This window comes from Desulfosporosinus sp. Sb-LF (assembly GCF_004766055.1).
Taxonomy (GTDB): domain Bacteria; phylum Bacillota; class Desulfitobacteriia; order Desulfitobacteriales; family Desulfitobacteriaceae; genus Desulfosporosinus.
Genome location: NZ_SPQR01000007.1, coordinates 169,640 through 186,557, shown reverse-complemented (window position 1 = coordinate 186,557; position 16,918 = coordinate 169,640). Strand labels below are relative to the sequence as shown.

Here is a 16,918-nt window from a genome sequence, read left to right as displayed (position 1 = left end):
CCGATACTCCTACAGTATTAAGCGAACCGTATGAACTCGACCGTCGTCTTTTAACAAAATTACAGGTTCCAGCAGAACTTCCTCATCTAAGGTAATCTGCTCACACCCACTCATCCTAGCATTGGGATTCTCGACAATGATCTCATATTGTGTCGTTTGATACTGATAAGATAAACGGTAACCCGTCCAACGACTTGGAATACATGGCTTTAAGACTAATTTATCCCCTTGACGTTTAAACCCTAAAATTCCCTCAAGACCTGCCTGATACATCCATCCAGCAGCCCCAGTATACCACGTCCAGCCACCTCGACCAACATGCGGGTGAGTGGCATAGACATCCGCCGCCATCACGTAGGGCTCAACTTTGTAGCGATTCACTTCATGTTCTGTACGAGCATGATGAATGGGGCTCAACATCTGAAATAACTCTGTAGCCTTATCCCCTTCCCCCAAATTTGTATAAGCCAAAATCGCCCAAGCTGCTCCATGAGTATATTGCCCGCCATTTTCACGAACCCCAGGAACATACCCTTTAATGTATCCAGGATCAGGTAAGAACTTGTCAAACGGCGGGGTGAGTAAAAGGAGTAATCCATCTTCTTTGCGCCACAAATAATGTTCTAAAGCCAGCATCGCATCTTTGGCCCGTGAGGGTTTGGCTGCCCCGGAAAGAACAGACCAAGACTGAGCAATAGCATCGATCTGACATTCTGTATTTTGCGCAGATCCTAAGGTTGTTCCATCATCAAAATAAGCGCGGCGATACCACCCACCATCCCAACCATACAGTTCTATATTTTTCTGAAGCTCTTCTGCTTGACTCCGATATCTGGTTCCTCTCTCGAGATCTTGACGAACATCACATAAGCTGGCAAAACGCATCAAGGTAAGATACAGGAACCATCCGAGCCACACACTCTCCCCTCTTCCTTTCGGTCCTATTCGACTAAATCCATCGTTCCAGTCTCCGGAACCAATAAGAGGTAACCCGTGTTCCCCAAAATGTAGCCCTCTTTCGATGGCACGTATACAATGCTCGTACACATTTCCCTGCTCATTAGAAATGTTTGGAATTGAATACCGTTCATCTTCATCTTCTTTCAAAGGCTGGTCTTCTAGAAAGAAAATCGACTCATCTAATATAGCCTCGTCCCCGGTGCGTTCAATATAATATGCAGTAACAAAAGGTAGCCATAACAAATCATCTGAGAATTTGGTTCGTATCCCTTTTCCCTTTCCAGCATGCCACCAATGCTGTACATCCCCTTCCAGGAATTGATGACCACAATGAAGAATAATTTGTTCTCGGGTGACCTCGGGTGTTGTATAAACAACGGCCATTACGTCCTGAAGTTGATCTCTAAAACCATAGGCTCCTCCTGATTGATAGAATGCTGAACGGGCCCATAATCGGCAAACTACCGTCTGATAAAGCAGCCAACGGTTAAGAAGTATGTTCATGGACGAATCAGGCGTGTAAACCTGAACTTTTCCTAATAACTTATCCCAGTACCGATTTACTTCCTCAAACGCCTTTCTAATCATTTCGGGCTGCCTATAATCGAACATAATTCGCTCAGCTTTTTCACGATTTTCGGTTTCACCAAGTAAGAATGTAACGGTTTTGGTTTCACCGGGTGACACGGAAACTTTGAGTTGCATTGCAGAACAGGGATCAAGCCCTGCTCCGACTGTTTCCGAGAAGACATCCAGCTTTAATCCGATGGGATCTTCTAAACTTCCATTACGTCCGATGAACTCAGTACGATCCCCGGTATAACTTGTTACGGCCGCTCCAGAAGCAGTTAAAAACCCTAACCGCCCAACAAACTCTTCTTGAAACGTGTTTCGAGAAAATAGCGCATTACAGTCTTGAGCATATTCAGTAACCAAATATGGAGACGTTTGCTCGCGAGCAACTCCCATCACCCATTCCACATAATAAATCGCGCTAAGATGTAGCTCGTGATCAGTATTATTTGAAATAGTCAATTCAATAACCTTTACCGGATCATTCACTGGGACAAAAAGACGCAGAGTTTGTTTCAGTCCATGACTATAATGCTCGAAAATTGAATACCCTTGGCCATGCCGTATCGTATATGAACCCTTTTCACGCTTTGGATTAGCAGTAACAGACCAAGATTCGCCAGTCTCTTCATCACGTAAGTAGAGCGCTTCCCCTACAGGATCCAAAATCGGATCATTTGACCACGGTGTAAGCTTGTACTCCCTACTATTGATTGACCAAGTATACCCAGCGCCCACTTCAGAAACTTGAAAACCGAATTTTGAGTTGGCTATCACATTAATCCAGGGCAGTGGAGTGTTTATGCCTTCCTGCAACTTTATGATGTACTCTTTCCCATCTTCGCCAAACCCACCGTATCCGTTTGCAAACTGTAGTTGCCCCGATGTTAGATCGTTTACCTCTTCTCGGGTCTCAGTTATTTTATTCTGTATCCCTGGGAGCGAATTGTCTAGGGACTTTTCTTGCAAATCTGACTCACGGCGCTCAATATCCCCTAAAATAAGCTTTCCTTTCTTACGAACTTGAACAGAACACGACCCTCCCTCTCCATGAAAGATCATTCGAGCCACTGTACGGAGAAGAACGACATCATCTGGGTGAACGTGACCTTTTTGAAGTAGAAAGACACCACCAGGTTGGTTTAAGAGATCCCGGGCATGCCCCATTGAAATGATATCACGCAATGTGTCCTGGAAAGCCTGAACGTAGCCACTATCATCTTCATTGAGAATGACGAGGTCTGCTAACAGTCCTTTAAGCCTCCAGTATTCATGAATTGTTAGAAGTCTGCGTACCAGCTCCAGATGTTCGGCATCTTTGACACGAACAAGGACAATGGGCAGATCTCCTGAAATAGCATAGGGCCAGAGGGAAGACTGCCCTTTACGGTTACTTTTAATATATTCCGCCTCATCAATACGGCAAGGGCTAAGATAAAGCAAATGACCACCTAAGCTAAGGCCTTCGTTTGCCTGTGTAGCCGTCAAATTCAAATGGCGAAGCTCCATTTTGCTATGTGTCCATGCCAACTCAAACGCCCTATTAACTGAGAGTGGATCCCGATACTTTTCGGCAATATTGATTATTTCCTCACGACTCTCCGCGTATCCGACGGAAAAAGAGACCCGAACGGTTTGACCAGGGCCAACCCTAACCCTCTGACGCAAACTCATCATTGGATCCAACACGGCTCCAACGGTATTCGACAAAGGATGATTCGCATCGAGTGCTTGTGGCCTGGCAAGGCTTCTTCCCCGTCCAATAAAGCGCGCGCGGTCTGTCTCATATTGAAGGGAACCCACCTTTTCTCCCTCAGTGGCAACCGTGTGCATGAGCCACAATCGAGTCTGATTTTCACTGCGAGGTCTTCGTGATGCCAATAAAGCCTCATGAGCAAATTCAGTTTGTATAAAGAGATTGCCAAAGGCAGGATGTGCCAAATCTTCACTTGGCCTAGCAAGAACCACCTCAAAATAGCTGGTGACTTCTATCGTTCGGTCATACTTGCTATGATTTGTCAAAGAGACACGGCGCAACTCCGCTTGATCTTCAGGGGATACGACAACTTCGGTACGGGTAGTAATATTACCATCCTTCCGTAAAAACTCTACCTTATCCGGTGCGTAAGTCAACTTATACTCCTCACCTGAATTCCCACAAGGTTGGTGCGTTGCAGACCATACGTCACCAGAATTCAAATTTTGTATATAAAAATACATCCCCCATGCATCCCGAGTCACATCTTCACGCCAGCGAGTGAGGCTAATTTCTCGATAACGACTGAAGCCTGCCCCAGAATTCGTCATCATAACAGAATACTGTCCATTGGAAATGCAATGAGTCACTGGAATAGGACTCTTTGCCGTGTCCAAAAAGATAAACTGATTTTTCTCCGGTTCAACGTTCTTAACTTGACTCTCTTTTTCAACATATTCTCCCTCAGGTTGAGGTATAAGAGGAGTCACCTTCGGTAAGCGTTCTTGAAGCAAAAGTTCCGTAGATTGGATCAAGGCCTCTTTATGCAAACGCTGTTGCATACGATTTTCATGTAACACATTATCAATCGCTAAGAGACTCATTCCTTGGTGATGGGCCATAAAACTCTGAATGAGCTTGAAAGAGCGCCCCACCGGGATACGTTCACTAGTGTAATCAGCGGCTTCATATAACCCATAGCGACCCGCAAAACCTTTTTGTTCCATCGTCATAATGTTTAATAATGCTTCACGTGGAGAAACCATCAACGCCAAAAAGCTCGCATAGGGCGCAATTACAAGATCCTGAATTAATCCCCGTTTAAGACCAAGTCCCGGGACTCCGAAAGCTTTATACTGATAATTGAGTTGAGGGTCGAAGGCATAAAATCCCGACTCGGATATTCCCCAGGGTACATTATGTTCTACGCCATACCTTCTTTGAACTTCGACCACGGAACGGTAAGTTTCATCCAGAAGGGTTCCCTTATAATTTCGCATAACTAGGAGTGGCATTAAAAATTCAAACATAGTCCCGCTCCAGGAAACTAAACTTCGTTTTCCTTTAGCCATTGTCAAAGAACGCCCTAGCTTAAACCAATGGCTAGGAGATACATCTCCTTTTGCGATGGCAATAAAGCTCGCTTGGCGGGCTTCTGAGGCTAATAAATCGTAATAAGACTTATCAAGCATGCTTTCAACAATACGATAGCCAATTGAGAAAAGTTGACGTGTCTCGTCAAACAGAGGGCGGAAATCAGTATCTAAAGCCATCGTCTCAAGTCGTTGCTGTAATTCTTCTGTCCTAAGCACATAGTCTTGTATCTTCTTGAGCGCCCGCTCTATACTTTCCCTTAACTCGGGCGTAAAACTATTTTCCTTCAGTCCATCGCTGTAAAACCTGGCAAGTTTACTCAAGCCGGAGATTTCATAAGCCTGCGTATTTAGAAGCGAATAAGTTTCTGAATAGTTAGGGTTGGTAACCCAAGGATAGATTTCTTCGGATTCCTGGCGGAAGGCTCGAATCATCGTATCGAGACGACGTGCCCAATATTTACCCTCTTGGGTTAATTCTTGTTCTAAGAAGGGCGCTGGCCAGAGGGACAATAAATTCATCCAGCTCTGTAAATTCCAGGCTTCATCCGAACCCAGAACGCGTTCAAGATCCTCTCCAAATCGGTTAAGTTCCTCGTAAGTATCCTTGCCAAGCGCCTCAATCAATAAATTATAAGTATCCTGAAGACCCAGCACACTTTGCCGATCGTTTAAGGGTTTGTCTAAGATCTCTGTAAGACCAGATTTTAAAGTCAAAAGATAAAGAACAAAGTTTCCACTATCAACGGTTGACACATAAAGTGGTTCTAAGGGCCTGAGACTTTGGGTATCGTACCAATTATAAAGATGCCCTTGCCAGTGCTCGAGCTTATCAATAGTTTCTAGCGATTGCTCAATTTGTTCATATACCGTTGCTAGCGTGACGTACCCGAAATCCCTTGCTGCCAGATTCGCTAGCAAGGCCAGTCCAATATTAGTGGGAGAGGTACGGTGTGCTACACCGTTCGGTGGATCAATTTGAACATTATCTGGCGGCAACCAATTATCCTCTAGACAGACAAACTCCTCAAAAAAGGCCCATATTTTTCTAGAAAAACGTCGCAAAAAGAGCTGTTCCGTAAACAAAAGAACTTCCTTTTTTCGACGAATGGGTAAACTGACACGATAGGCAACCCATATTGAAGCCACCCATGCTATAGCTATCGGAATAAATTCGCCTAACTTCGCAGGAAACGAAGACACGATGGCAACAACGGTTAATAAGGTCAGAAGAGCCACTGGCCACATCGAAGTAACCATTGCTTTTAAGCTGACATCCAAGCGTTTCTCTGTATCTGCAGCAGTTTCCCATTCCAACAGATGTCGGTGTGAAATAAACTGTCGATATATACTTCGCATGATTGCGTCAAGCATGATCAATGCCTGAAACGGAATAAATATGAACTGCAAAGAAAACTGAATAACCAAAGTCAAAAGATCTTGGCCGATGTTTCCCTTTTCAACACGCTCATCAAAAATCTGACCGAGAAGAAATATGACTATGGGTGAAATTAAACTTAAGGAGATTAGCCCTAACCAGACAAATGGGTTCCCTGAAAGAGCTGTGAATGCTAAGACGATTATTAGTACCAGTGCCGGTGTTTCAAAACTTCTTCTCAAATTGTCGAAAATTTTCCACCGTGAGATAAAAGGAATTGGTTTAAATAGCCAAGGTAATAACTGCCAGTCTCCTCTAACCCAACGGTGTAACCGACGCATGTAAGCTAGGTAGTTGGCCGGATAGCCATCAACCAGCTCTACGTCTGTTACAAGTCCCGCCCTTGCATATAATCCTTCAATTAGATCATGGCTGAGAATTGTATTTTCGGGAAAGGCCTTATTCGTAACTCTATGGAAAATACTAACATCATAGATCCCTTTACCTGTAAAAATGCCTTCTCCAAACAAATCTTGATAAACATCCGATACCGCGGTTGTATAAGGATCCACTCCAACTCTGCCAGAAAAAATTCGCGCAAAATTTGAGGCACTTGCGCTCAAAATTGAAACCCCAACTCGCGGTTGAAGAATACCATAGCCTTCAACCACTCTCTTTCCATCCTCACTTAGACGTGGAGCATGCAAAGGATGGGCGATCGTTCCAACCAATTTCTTGGCCGTTCCTCGAGGCAACTGAGTATCGGCATCGAGCGTAATGACATATCGGAATGTGGGTAAGAGCGACAGATCACCGATTTGAATTATATAACTTGTCGTCCCCTCTTGACACAAAAGCCGGTTAAACTCAATAAGCTTTCCACGTTTTCTCTCCCACCCCATCCATACACCTTCAGAAGCATTGTAAATTCGCTTGCGATGAAAGAAATAAAAACGACTTTGACCGTATTTATGGTTTAGAGCCTCGATTGCAACCGTGGCCGCTGAAACAATTTCCTCATCCCCTTTAATCGTTTCAGACGAGGAATCTGCAAAATCGCCCAGCAACGCAAAATTTAGATTTTCATCTCGATTAGCTAGATAATAGACTTCCATATCACTGATGAGTTCATTAACCCTGTCAACACTCGTTAATAGCGTTGGAACCGTAACCATTGTCCGTAATGTTGGCGGAATCCCCTCACGCAAATCTAATTTCGGAAGGAAAGTGGGACGAAACAATTCCGAGGCAGCCCAATTTACCAAGGGGATGATCAAACTACTCGCCCAAATTAACAGTGCCAACATCAGAATTACATGGATTAGGATATGTGAACTCTCATGATAGGAATACGATAAAACCCAAGCAAATAGACTTCCCGTTCCGATCAGCAAACAACCAAAATAATACATGTTAGGGTTCTTCCGAATCGAACTCTGAATCTCACTCCTCAAGTTTTGGGACACTCCAAAATCATGTTCCAATTCTCTTTCTAGTGTCTCGCGACCTAACCCGATCAAATGATACCCTACGTGAGATGACGCAAGCTCTCCCTGCTTATGCGCTTTTTCCGCTTCAAGGAGCACTTTTCGAACTACGACCAGCTCTGAAACTTTGTAGCGTCGAGCAATCTTTTCAACCTGATGACGATAAGCATCACGCGACTCGAAATCCATTTCGCTATAAACTTTGCCAGGATCTTTTTTTAAAACACGTTCCACTAAGCTGACTTCTTCAAAAAAGCGTGGCCAATCTTCTGAGTTAATGTAATGAATGCTCAGAATCGCATGACCCATAGATACTTGATACATAGTCTGACGTTGACGCTCAAGTTTTGCCAATTCTTCGATTGTTGTGTCTTGTTTAGCAACAGTGAGATCGACCCAGTGTAAAAGAGGTGCCCCTTCTACCCCAAGTTCTCTCATGCGTTTCAGGATCTGTTCTGCATAAGCCGAGGAATACTCAGCTTGAGGACTAAGCGTTTTTAGAATACCTTCCCATTCTTCAGGCCCATGTTCTGATTCCAATAAGGGCAATATCCAATGATCGGCTGCTTCCCTTTCTGTCTGAGTAAACAGTATTTGCTCTGATATTCTCCGGATGTTTTCCAAGAGCACAATTCGTAACATAATAGGAATTGCCCATAGTTCCCCACTCGACAAAGGTGCTTGAACTTGATAAGCGTTGATAAACGCTTTGAGAGTGTCACTTTTCAATTGGCTATCCGTATGTTCGATGAGTTCAACCATCAACCCATAAATCCGTGGGTACCCTTGAAAATCTCCACTGAAGTTCCGTGGCAATTGACGTTCAAATTTATCAGGAAGACTCCTCTGAATCTCTTCTCTTAGGTCTTTTAAACTATAGTAATTGTCTAATAACCATTCCGTAGCAGGCACAATATCCTGGGTTCGCGTTGAATAATCCGTAATTTCACGGTAAGCACGTTCTAAAAACTTCATATTTTGTTTGACCCTAGGTAATAAAGCACGCACTGGGGAGCCAGTTCCCAGGTTTTCATTAAATTTAGCAATTTCTTCAGCGTGATTAAGTAAATCTTCCCCGTGCAGAACAATATCTTTATATGGTTTATCTTTTGTATGCGATCTTCTGAAAAATTTCATTCGTCATCTCCGCCAATTATTTTACATTCATTTATGCATTATCCCCACTTTCCCTCACTTCATTCATCATAAATAAAACACCCTAGCCATATGAATTGCTAGGGTGTTTTATAGTTTATTCAAAACGTTCCTTAAACTCCTCTGACGTTAAGAGCACCTGCCGCGGCTTACTCCCTTCGTACGCTCCGACAACTCCTTGCCCTTCGAGCATATCCATTAACCGTGCCGCCCTAGTATATCCTAATTTTAACCGGCGTTGAAGGAAGGATACCGATGCCATACCCGTCCTGATGAAAAGCTGTCCTGCATCAATAAATAAGGCATCATCCAATCCATTAGTCTCTTCATTCTTGTCGGTTGTCTCTGCAAAAAGTCGCTCCGGATCGAGATAATCAGGCCTACCTAATCCCTTCCAATGTGTAATTACTCGTTGCACTTCTTCATCCGTTACTAGACAGCCTTGTACACGTAACGCTTTATTCACTCCTAGAGGGGAATAAAGCATGTCTCCTCGTCCAAGAAGTTTCTCCGCGCCTGTTGCATCCAGAATGGTTCGTGAATCGATTTGAGACGAAACTGCAAAGGAAATCCGGCTGGGTATATTGGCCTTAATCACCCCTGTAATAATATCAACCGAGGGACGTTGAGTCGCAATCACCAAGTGAATCCCCGCTGCGCGAGCCATTTGAGCTAAGCGACAAATGGCTTCTTCAACTTCTCCGGCTGCAACCATCATTAAATCAGCCAGCTCATCGATAACTACGACAATGAAGGGCAAAGCCGGCTTATCGCCTGTGATTTCCACAGCCTTAAATTTATTATAACGCTCGATATCTCGAACCCCCGCAGCCGCGAAGAGTTCATACCGATTTTCCATTTCTTTGACAATCCATTTTAAAGCGCTCGCTGCTTTCTTTGGATCGACCACAACAGGAGCCAAAAGGTGAGGAATTCCGTTATAATGACTAAGCTCCACCATTTTGGGATCCACAAGCAGGAACTTCACTTCATCTGGGGTTGCATTGTAGAGAATGGAATTAATGATCGTCGTAATGCAGACACTTTTCCCCGACCCGGTAGCTCCTGCCACAAGGAGATGAGGCATTTTAATCAAATCTGCTATGATAGGTTGATCCGCGATATCTTTTCCCAAAGCAACTTTTAGTTTTGAAGCATATTTTCCGAAGCTCGTTGTTTCCAGCACTTCTCGAAATCGCACAGAGCGCGCGTGTTTATTCGGAACTTCAATACCGATAGCGGCTTTTCCAGGGATCGGAGCTTCAATCCGCACATCTCGAGCAGCAAGTCCGAGTGCGATATCATCCGACAGATTAACGATCTTGCTAATTTTGACACCAGGTGCTGGCGCTAACTCATAACGAGTAATGACTGGGCCACTTGTTACTCTTATCACTTTAGCTTTTACTCCAAAATCCAGAAGAACTTTTTCTAGAAGTTTAGGAGTTTCTGTATCCTGAACTACGAGATGCTGTACCTCAGAATCCAATAAATCAAAGCCTGGGAACTTCCAATGGTCCTCCGGTTGCTCTTTCTTTATCTGATCCACCAACTGAGCCACTTGCCCCGCATAGTTGGGTTTTGGCGCTGTGGCTACGACCTCAGGAATTTCAGACTCCTGTAACTCCAGTGATGTACAAGCCGTCTCCAACTGCTCATTCTTCAAGTTCGCTAACTCTGGTTCATTCATCAATTCGACACTTGAATTTAGCTCAGAAATTATGTCAGAAATTATTTCAGAATTCATCTCAAGAATAGTTTCCTTCTTGATTTCTGGCATTAGAATAGATATTATTTTTTCTTCTAGCCCGTTCTTTGAAACTGAACCCTCAACAACTTGAGCAATTTTCTCAGCCTCATCAATCGTTCTGGTATCTTTCCTTAAATCCCCTACTAAGTCCAACATATCCTGATCCAAGGGATTACCATCTACTTTAAATTGAGCTAGAAATTCATCCTGATCCGATTGAGATTTAAAGACCGAAGAAACTAGGGTAGGTTTTTCCAGAGAGATTTTCGAAATCTCAGTACGCCTAACGCCTTCTTGACTTTGGGGCACTCGTTCTAATCGTTCTTCTTTATCTACTTCCTCCATATAATCTTGGAGACCTTTTAAAGTCGTCATTTTGCGAAGTTTCTTAGGGAAAATTGATTCTCCAGTGGCAAAATAAGAAGTAAAATTTTTCCCTAGTTCTTCCATTTCTTCTATTTTGCGAACATCAGTATCTTTCATTTCTACCCATTCGGGCGTAGTAAAATATTGATTAAAACCGTGAAGGTTTACAAGTTTCCCCTCTGGGAGAGGAAAAACATTGGAAACTGAGTCATCCCTGAAGTTTGATTTCTTCATTTCATCCAAACTTTTTTGATTAGGCTGTTTTTTTCTACGATTTCTGGGCCTCGAGTTCTCTCGAGACGATGGCTTACCAGAACTTTCAAACACGATGGATGTCAAATCCGTAGAATAAAACCAGAGTAGAAAGGCCAAGAACAACCCTAACAACAGACCTACCCAAGCTAGGCTTTTCCCCATAAATGCTGTAAAGATTGAATAAATTGGTTTTCCAACTGAAAATCCCAATAAACCGAGTAAACCAGTTAAAAAATATAACGATAATAACACGCTGATTAATTTAAGCCAAAAAGAACTTGGAGCTTTTTCCCTTTTCGACACACCTTTCCACCTCCATGCTTCTTACCCATTATGGTTGATGAGCTAGGAAAATGTCAAAAGGTTTTTTTGAACTTAACCCCCACTAACCTCGTTCGGTAAGGGGGGGGTGATTTAACAGCTTAATAGCACACCCGCTTGATTAGGTAAAGGGTGGAATATTTCCTGTGATATTTCTCCGTCTGCGTTAAGAAATACGTTACCCGTATATAGGAAATCTCCTTTAGTCCAATATCGCAAATCCAAAAATTCTACGTTACATTCATCATTTCCTGAAGAATGGATAATCACATGATAATAAGGTGTAAATTGGCTAAATATCTCGGCGAGGTTTCCTTCGAGAGCATTTGAAACTGCAGGGTTATCTCCATTAAATTGAGGTAAGACACGGCAGACCGAGGATATTTGGTTTCGGATAATACCAAAACTCACAAAGTCCTCTTGAAAAAGAATAAAGTTCCAAGTAAATGGATGATACATTGCCGGAAGGACTTTGACTTGATCCCTATCTTTCAGATGATAAATCGACATTAAGCGATCACGTGTTTTCGTGCGGCCTAAATGACGATATCCCAAATATAACGCGCTAAACAGCAAAGCAATAAGAGAAGAAGTCTTCGCTAAATCTTGATTCTTTATTGAAATTAAAAAAGACATAAGCAAAAAGCTTAGAACCACAGGATCAGTAAGCATAATCATATCAACTGTAATTTTTTTGCGTGAAAAAGGCCATAAAAGTTCTGCGCCATAGGAATTTAATAAATCCATAATGCCATGGGAGATGGTTCCCAGCAGGGTAAAAAAGAAAACAGTCGTCCATGAGCTGTTAGGAAAAAGTAAATACAAAGCTGTGCCTAGCCCCAGAGCCATGCCAGTTAACGCAATAAAAGAGTGACTAGCTCCCCGATGTTTTAATAAATAATACAGGCGACCCTTTACATGAGCAATAATATCTAGATCAGGGAGCATTGCACCTAAAGTGCAACCCAAAAATACAGGATCATTCAATTGGATAGAGTGACCTGAAAGGGTACTCAATGCAACTCCAATTAAACCATGTGTTATCGGATCGATTTTAGCTCACCTCTACAATCAAAAATTGCATTTTTATGCTCCATAAACACTTTTATTGTGAAATCTGCGTTGTTTTCATTATATCATAATGGCTACAGAGAAACTAACAGATTAATATTCCCTAAATTTCCATTCCCTGTTATTATTTCTAAAATTACTTTGTTATGTAGAAGTTTAAATATTAGAGATATAAACGCCAAAAACTTATAGCATTAACTATAAGTTTTTGGCGTTAAGTCTCCTTTTGAGAATTTAACCTTTACTTGAATGTGCAGCTACTTTTATTGAATTATTAACATCATGAATTTCCGGGATATATTGAATTATTTTCTCAGCCCATTCTCGATCTTCTTCGGTATACACTTCACCTGTCAGGAACGCAATGCCATCCTGGACAAAAGCGCGTATCTGTCCGGAATTTAAACGATGTTGTCCAAGCTTGGAGACCAACCTTTCCGTTAACCACAAATCGTCTCCTTGAGAGCGGTGTCTAGAAAAAACCTCACTAACCACGGCTTTTACTCCCGGCACCTGGTAAGCTGTTTCTACAGCCCATTCCATAGCTTCCTGAGTATCAACTAATCCAGTTAACGTAATCAGGCCATTTCGAGCCTCAGTTTTAATTTCTTGAGCATTAACCCACGGAGAGGCGACCAAGGCATTTTCTACCCGATTAACCAAGGTTGCGTCATCAACAGCCTTTTCCAAGAACTGAATTTCACTACGAACCTCTTTTACCCCGCGGACTTGAGAAGCTAACCGTTTTGCCAATCGTTCTGTACTCTGGGTCTCAACATGCCCAAGCAGGGTGGCAACCCCACGACTTACTCGACAACCTAAATGCGTAATATCTTCATAATTTGATCCTTGAAAACGTTCAGCAATTCCTTTCTCAATGTCTTTATCTCTGATAGTCCCGTCATTAGCCACTGTTAGTGAATTATCCAATTCCCGCACTCCGTCTATGCGCCCCACTCGGCTTCCAAAAAAATCTTTCTCTACAAGACTGTCAACCGTTCCCCAAAGTGTAGCACGATCCCCTTTGACCTCTACATGAAGTCCCTGAGCACTTTCCCCGAAATGTGTATGAATAAGCTTTTTGATATCCCGAAGGACGTCTTGTTCAGAACGTGAATTATGCATAAATCTCCCTCCACAATGAAAACTGTTACTACTCTCACTCAGAGGGTATTTTATCCCAAGACCTCTTCTTTTAATCTTAATATTTTAAATCAAGATTGCAATTGTGTTATGTTCGCTGCAACATCTTCTAAGCGATGTAACTGCTCTCTCAAGCCCAAAACGATTAAAAGATCCCCCTGGAAAATTTTCTCATCAGCACCAGGGTTACTAATCACCTGGTTATCCCGTAAAATCGCAAGAACCATTGCTCCAGTTTGTCGTTTAATACCACTTGTTGACAATGTCTGTCCAACCAGGCAAGAACCTTGGTCAACCCTTAATTCTACCATTTCCATCTCAATATTGTGATCATGAATTACGGTTTCAATATAATCCACGCTAATAGGCTTTAGAATAGACATTGCCATTCGCCACCCCCCCAAGGTGGCCGGAGAAATTACTTTGTCCGCTCCTGCACGCAATAACTTTTTTTCAGATTCTAACTGATCCATCCGAGCAACCACATGAATACCAGGATTTAGCCCCTTAGCCGTTAAGGTTACGAAAACATTTAAAGAATCCTCTGGTAAAGCAGAGATAAGTCCTTTAGCCTTATAAATATAGGCTCTTTTCAAGGTTTCATCTTGGGTAGCATCACTATGGATCACCAAAAAGCCCTCTTCAATTAACTGCCTTGCTAAGTCGTCATTTTGCTCAATCACCACACACTGGGCACCCTCTTTACGGAGGCGATAAAGAACTTGCTTGCCCACACGTCCTGCTCCACAAACAATAATATGATCTTTAAGTTGGTCAATCTTCTTATTCATCTTTCTTCTCCCATACACACCCGCCATCTGACCCTCAATCAAAAAGGACATCATTAACCCCGCAAAATAGAACATTACTCCAACTCCGCCAAGCATTAGAAAAACCAAAAGTATATGCCCAGCATTTGTGTGAGCCTCAACATCTCCATATCCAACTGTCGTAATCGTCTGCACGGTTAAATAAATTGCACGAGCTAAACTAAGATGTTCCGTTAATATTAACCCCACTATCCCAACAGTAAGTGTTACAAGTAGAGCCATAAACGCAAGCCTCATCCGCTTAACCACTGAGTGGCTCCTTTCTGCCTTTTGACCGTAAATAACAGGTAATCTACATGGATAAATAGGCCTGTAACTTACGGGTACCTTCAAGAGGGACATCCATCTGACCCAATTGAATCAGCCCAGAAGGTCCATGGTAATCACTACCACCCGTGGCTAAAATGGCAAATTTGTCGGCGATTTGCGCATAGTACTTAATAAGAGTTGCCTGGCTTTCCCAATAGCCATAATAGACTTCAAGACCAATAGGCCGGTACGCTAAAAGGGGGAAAATCATCTTAGTATCGTAAAGTAGTCCTGGATGTGCTACTACTGGAAGCCCACCACAGCCAAAAATAAGATCGACCGCGTCTTCAAACGTATGTTTTAGATAAGGTAAATAAGCGACACCCCCTGGCCGAAAATAAGCTGCAATTTCTCGCCAATTTTTTGAACTGTTCCCGTTTACCCGATGATATATGGCTCTCATGATATGTCCCTTCGTGACGGCCCCGCCTGCACCGACTTCTTGTGCAACTTCTTGCCATTCTAAAGGAATTCCACCTCGTTTTAAACACCCAACCATCTCATGTGCCAATGCGGTTCGCTGTTGACGTATCTCTTTCAAACGAGCTTGTAAAACAGGATGATTGACATTGTTGAAATACCCCAGAAGATGAACCTCATGGCCCCGATAGCTGGTTAGTAATTCCACCCCAGGGATAATCTCAATATTTAATCCTTTGGCAAGAATTTCAGCTTTAGCAATTGCTTCGGTACTTTCATGGTCAGTAATCGCCAAGATTTGAACATTATTGGCCCGCGCAAGATTTACGACCTCTTCAACTGAAAGCAAACCATCGGATTCATGTGTATGAACGTGTAGATCGACCTTCAAGAATCTCTCTCCTCCCATTTGCATTTCCTGAATGATTTACTCTATTATAACTCGTTAAATCCCACGAAAAGGTAACACTATAGTATGCCTATTCTGGCTTTTATTTAAAAATCCTGCTTGCCTAACCGGTTTACTAATTATTCTAGGTTCTTTAAAATATTCATTGACACATGTCTCTTTATAAGGTATAATTCGTTTCGTTGCAGAAACAGTAGGGGATTAGTTTAATGGTAGAACAGCGGTCTCCAAAACCGCTGGCGCGGGTTCAACTCCTGCATCCCCTGCCAGAAGTATTTTGGCTTTGATTAATAGAGTTTCATTCGTTTTTATTAAAGCGGTGAAGCTCTTTTTAATTTTTTGGGTTTACATCCTTTTTGTTTCAATGGAGGATATTTAATGACGGATCGTTTTATAAAATGGAATCATTTTCTTGGGCGCCGTATGTTTTTCGTCGTTTTATTAGCGCTACTCTTGGGATTTTGCTTACCCTTACCAAAAACGCCTATTTTGAGTACACTTTCAGTGGCATTATTCGCCTATATGACGTTCATTACCGCCCTTGGGACCAAGTTTCGTGATTTTCTTCAAGTTCTCTCAAAGCCTTGGGTCCCCTTATGGATGTTATTATTAATTCATGGCATTGCTCCACTGCTGGCCTGGGCAATAGGGGCTATTTTTTATCCCCAAGACTTCTTTGTTCGCTTGGGTCTGCTGGTCAGTGCTTCTATTCCTATTGCCGTCACTTCAATTATCTGGACTTCCTTGGCAGGAGGAAATGTAGCACTGGCACTTGTCGCGGTTACCTTAGATACCTTAATTGTTCCATTCATCATGCCCTCTTATTTTGCCTTCATCGTAGGGAAAACTATTGAACTTGATTATGTCCATATGCTTTTTCAGCTTTTGTGGATGGTGACCATTCCAAGTTTCCTAGGGATGGGAATCAATGACCTTACGCGAGGAAAACTCGATCTTTTTTCACGTTCTGTGGGAGGATTTACCTCGAAAATCGCTTTATTTATGGTTGTAGCCATTAATGCTAGCATTGTGGCACCGGAAATTCATTGGAATCCCTCCTTAATTAAACTTCTTTCTGTCATCCTTCTCTTAACCGTTTTAGGTTATTCTTTAGGATACGTTGGTTCATTAATCTTAAGGGAACGGAATTCAGATACCGTCATAGCGATGATTTATAATGTTGGTATGCGAAATATTAGTTTTGGGGCAGTCTTAGCCATCGGATATTTTCCTCCTCAAGTATCGGTTCCTGTGACGTTAGCTATGCTCTTTCAACAGCCAACTGCTACATTAGTGTTTTACTTACTTAAGCTATCTAGACCTGAGATCGGTCTTTAATTCAACTATTAACGAAACGGGTCGTAGCAAAACTTGAGATTTTCTCAAGGTGGCAGTGTGTGTCTCAAAAAAGAGGATTATACA

At 42.5% G+C, this 16,918-nt stretch carries 7 protein-coding genes and 1 tRNA gene; 2 read left to right on the top strand and 6 right to left on the bottom strand.

The features are described from left to right. Positions 1-9: 9 nt before the first annotated feature. From E4K68_RS12470 to E4K68_RS12445, 6 genes are all read right to left on the bottom strand, one after another. Positions 10-8,604, bottom strand: a complete 8,595-nt coding sequence (locus tag E4K68_RS12470) for a glucoamylase family protein (RefSeq protein WP_135379262.1) — start codon at positions 8,602-8,604, stop codon at positions 10-12. Positions 8,605-8,719: 115 nt separating this feature from the next. Further along, positions 8,720-11,296: a DNA translocase FtsK gene (locus E4K68_RS12465; RefSeq protein WP_199241760.1), complete on the bottom strand. Its 2,577-nt coding sequence runs from the start codon at positions 11,294-11,296 to the stop codon at positions 8,720-8,722. Between the two features lie 111 nt (positions 11,297-11,407). Beyond that, positions 11,408-12,367: a metal-dependent hydrolase gene (locus tag E4K68_RS12460; RefSeq protein ID WP_135379261.1), complete on the bottom strand. Its 960-nt coding sequence runs from the start codon at positions 12,365-12,367 to the stop codon at positions 11,408-11,410. 252 nt (positions 12,368-12,619) lie between these two features. Next, positions 12,620-13,510, bottom strand: a complete 891-nt coding sequence (locus E4K68_RS12455; RefSeq protein WP_135379260.1) for a BON domain-containing protein — start codon at positions 13,508-13,510, stop codon at positions 12,620-12,622. Positions 13,511-13,599: 89 nt separating this feature from the next. Further along, positions 13,600-14,580: a potassium channel protein gene (locus E4K68_RS12450; RefSeq protein ID WP_243450356.1), complete on the bottom strand. Its 981-nt coding sequence runs from the start codon at positions 14,578-14,580 to the stop codon at positions 13,600-13,602. 70 nt (positions 14,581-14,650) lie between these two features. After that, positions 14,651-15,478, bottom strand: a complete 828-nt coding sequence (locus E4K68_RS12445; protein ID WP_135379258.1) for a PHP domain-containing protein — start codon at positions 15,476-15,478, stop codon at positions 14,651-14,653. A 213-nt stretch (positions 15,479-15,691) separates the two neighbouring features. On the opposite strand from E4K68_RS12445, the gene E4K68_RS12440 reads away from it, so the two are divergent. Together E4K68_RS12440 and E4K68_RS12435 are read left to right on the top strand one after the other, a co-directional pair. Beyond that, positions 15,692-15,765: transfer RNA gene (locus E4K68_RS12440), tRNA-Trp, on the top strand. Positions 15,766-15,874: 109 nt separating this feature from the next. After that, positions 15,875-16,834: a bile acid:sodium symporter gene (locus E4K68_RS12435; RefSeq protein WP_135379257.1), complete on the top strand. Its 960-nt coding sequence runs from the start codon at positions 15,875-15,877 to the stop codon at positions 16,832-16,834. Positions 16,835-16,918: the final 84 nt, after the last annotated feature.

Coding starts and splice junctions, on each gene's coding strand:
- E4K68_RS12470 (WP_135379262.1), bottom strand. CDS start 8,604: ATGAAATTTTTCAGAAGATCGCATACAAAAGATAAACCATATAAAGAT.
- E4K68_RS12455 (WP_135379260.1), bottom strand. CDS start 13,510: ATGCATAATTCACGTTCTGAACAAGACGTCCTTCGGGATATCAAAAAG.
- E4K68_RS12435 (WP_135379257.1), top strand. CDS start 15,875: ATGACGGATCGTTTTATAAAATGGAATCATTTTCTTGGGCGCCGTATG.
- E4K68_RS12450 (WP_243450356.1), bottom strand. CDS start 14,580: ATGGCTCTACTTGTAACACTTACTGTTGGGATAGTGGGGTTAATATTA.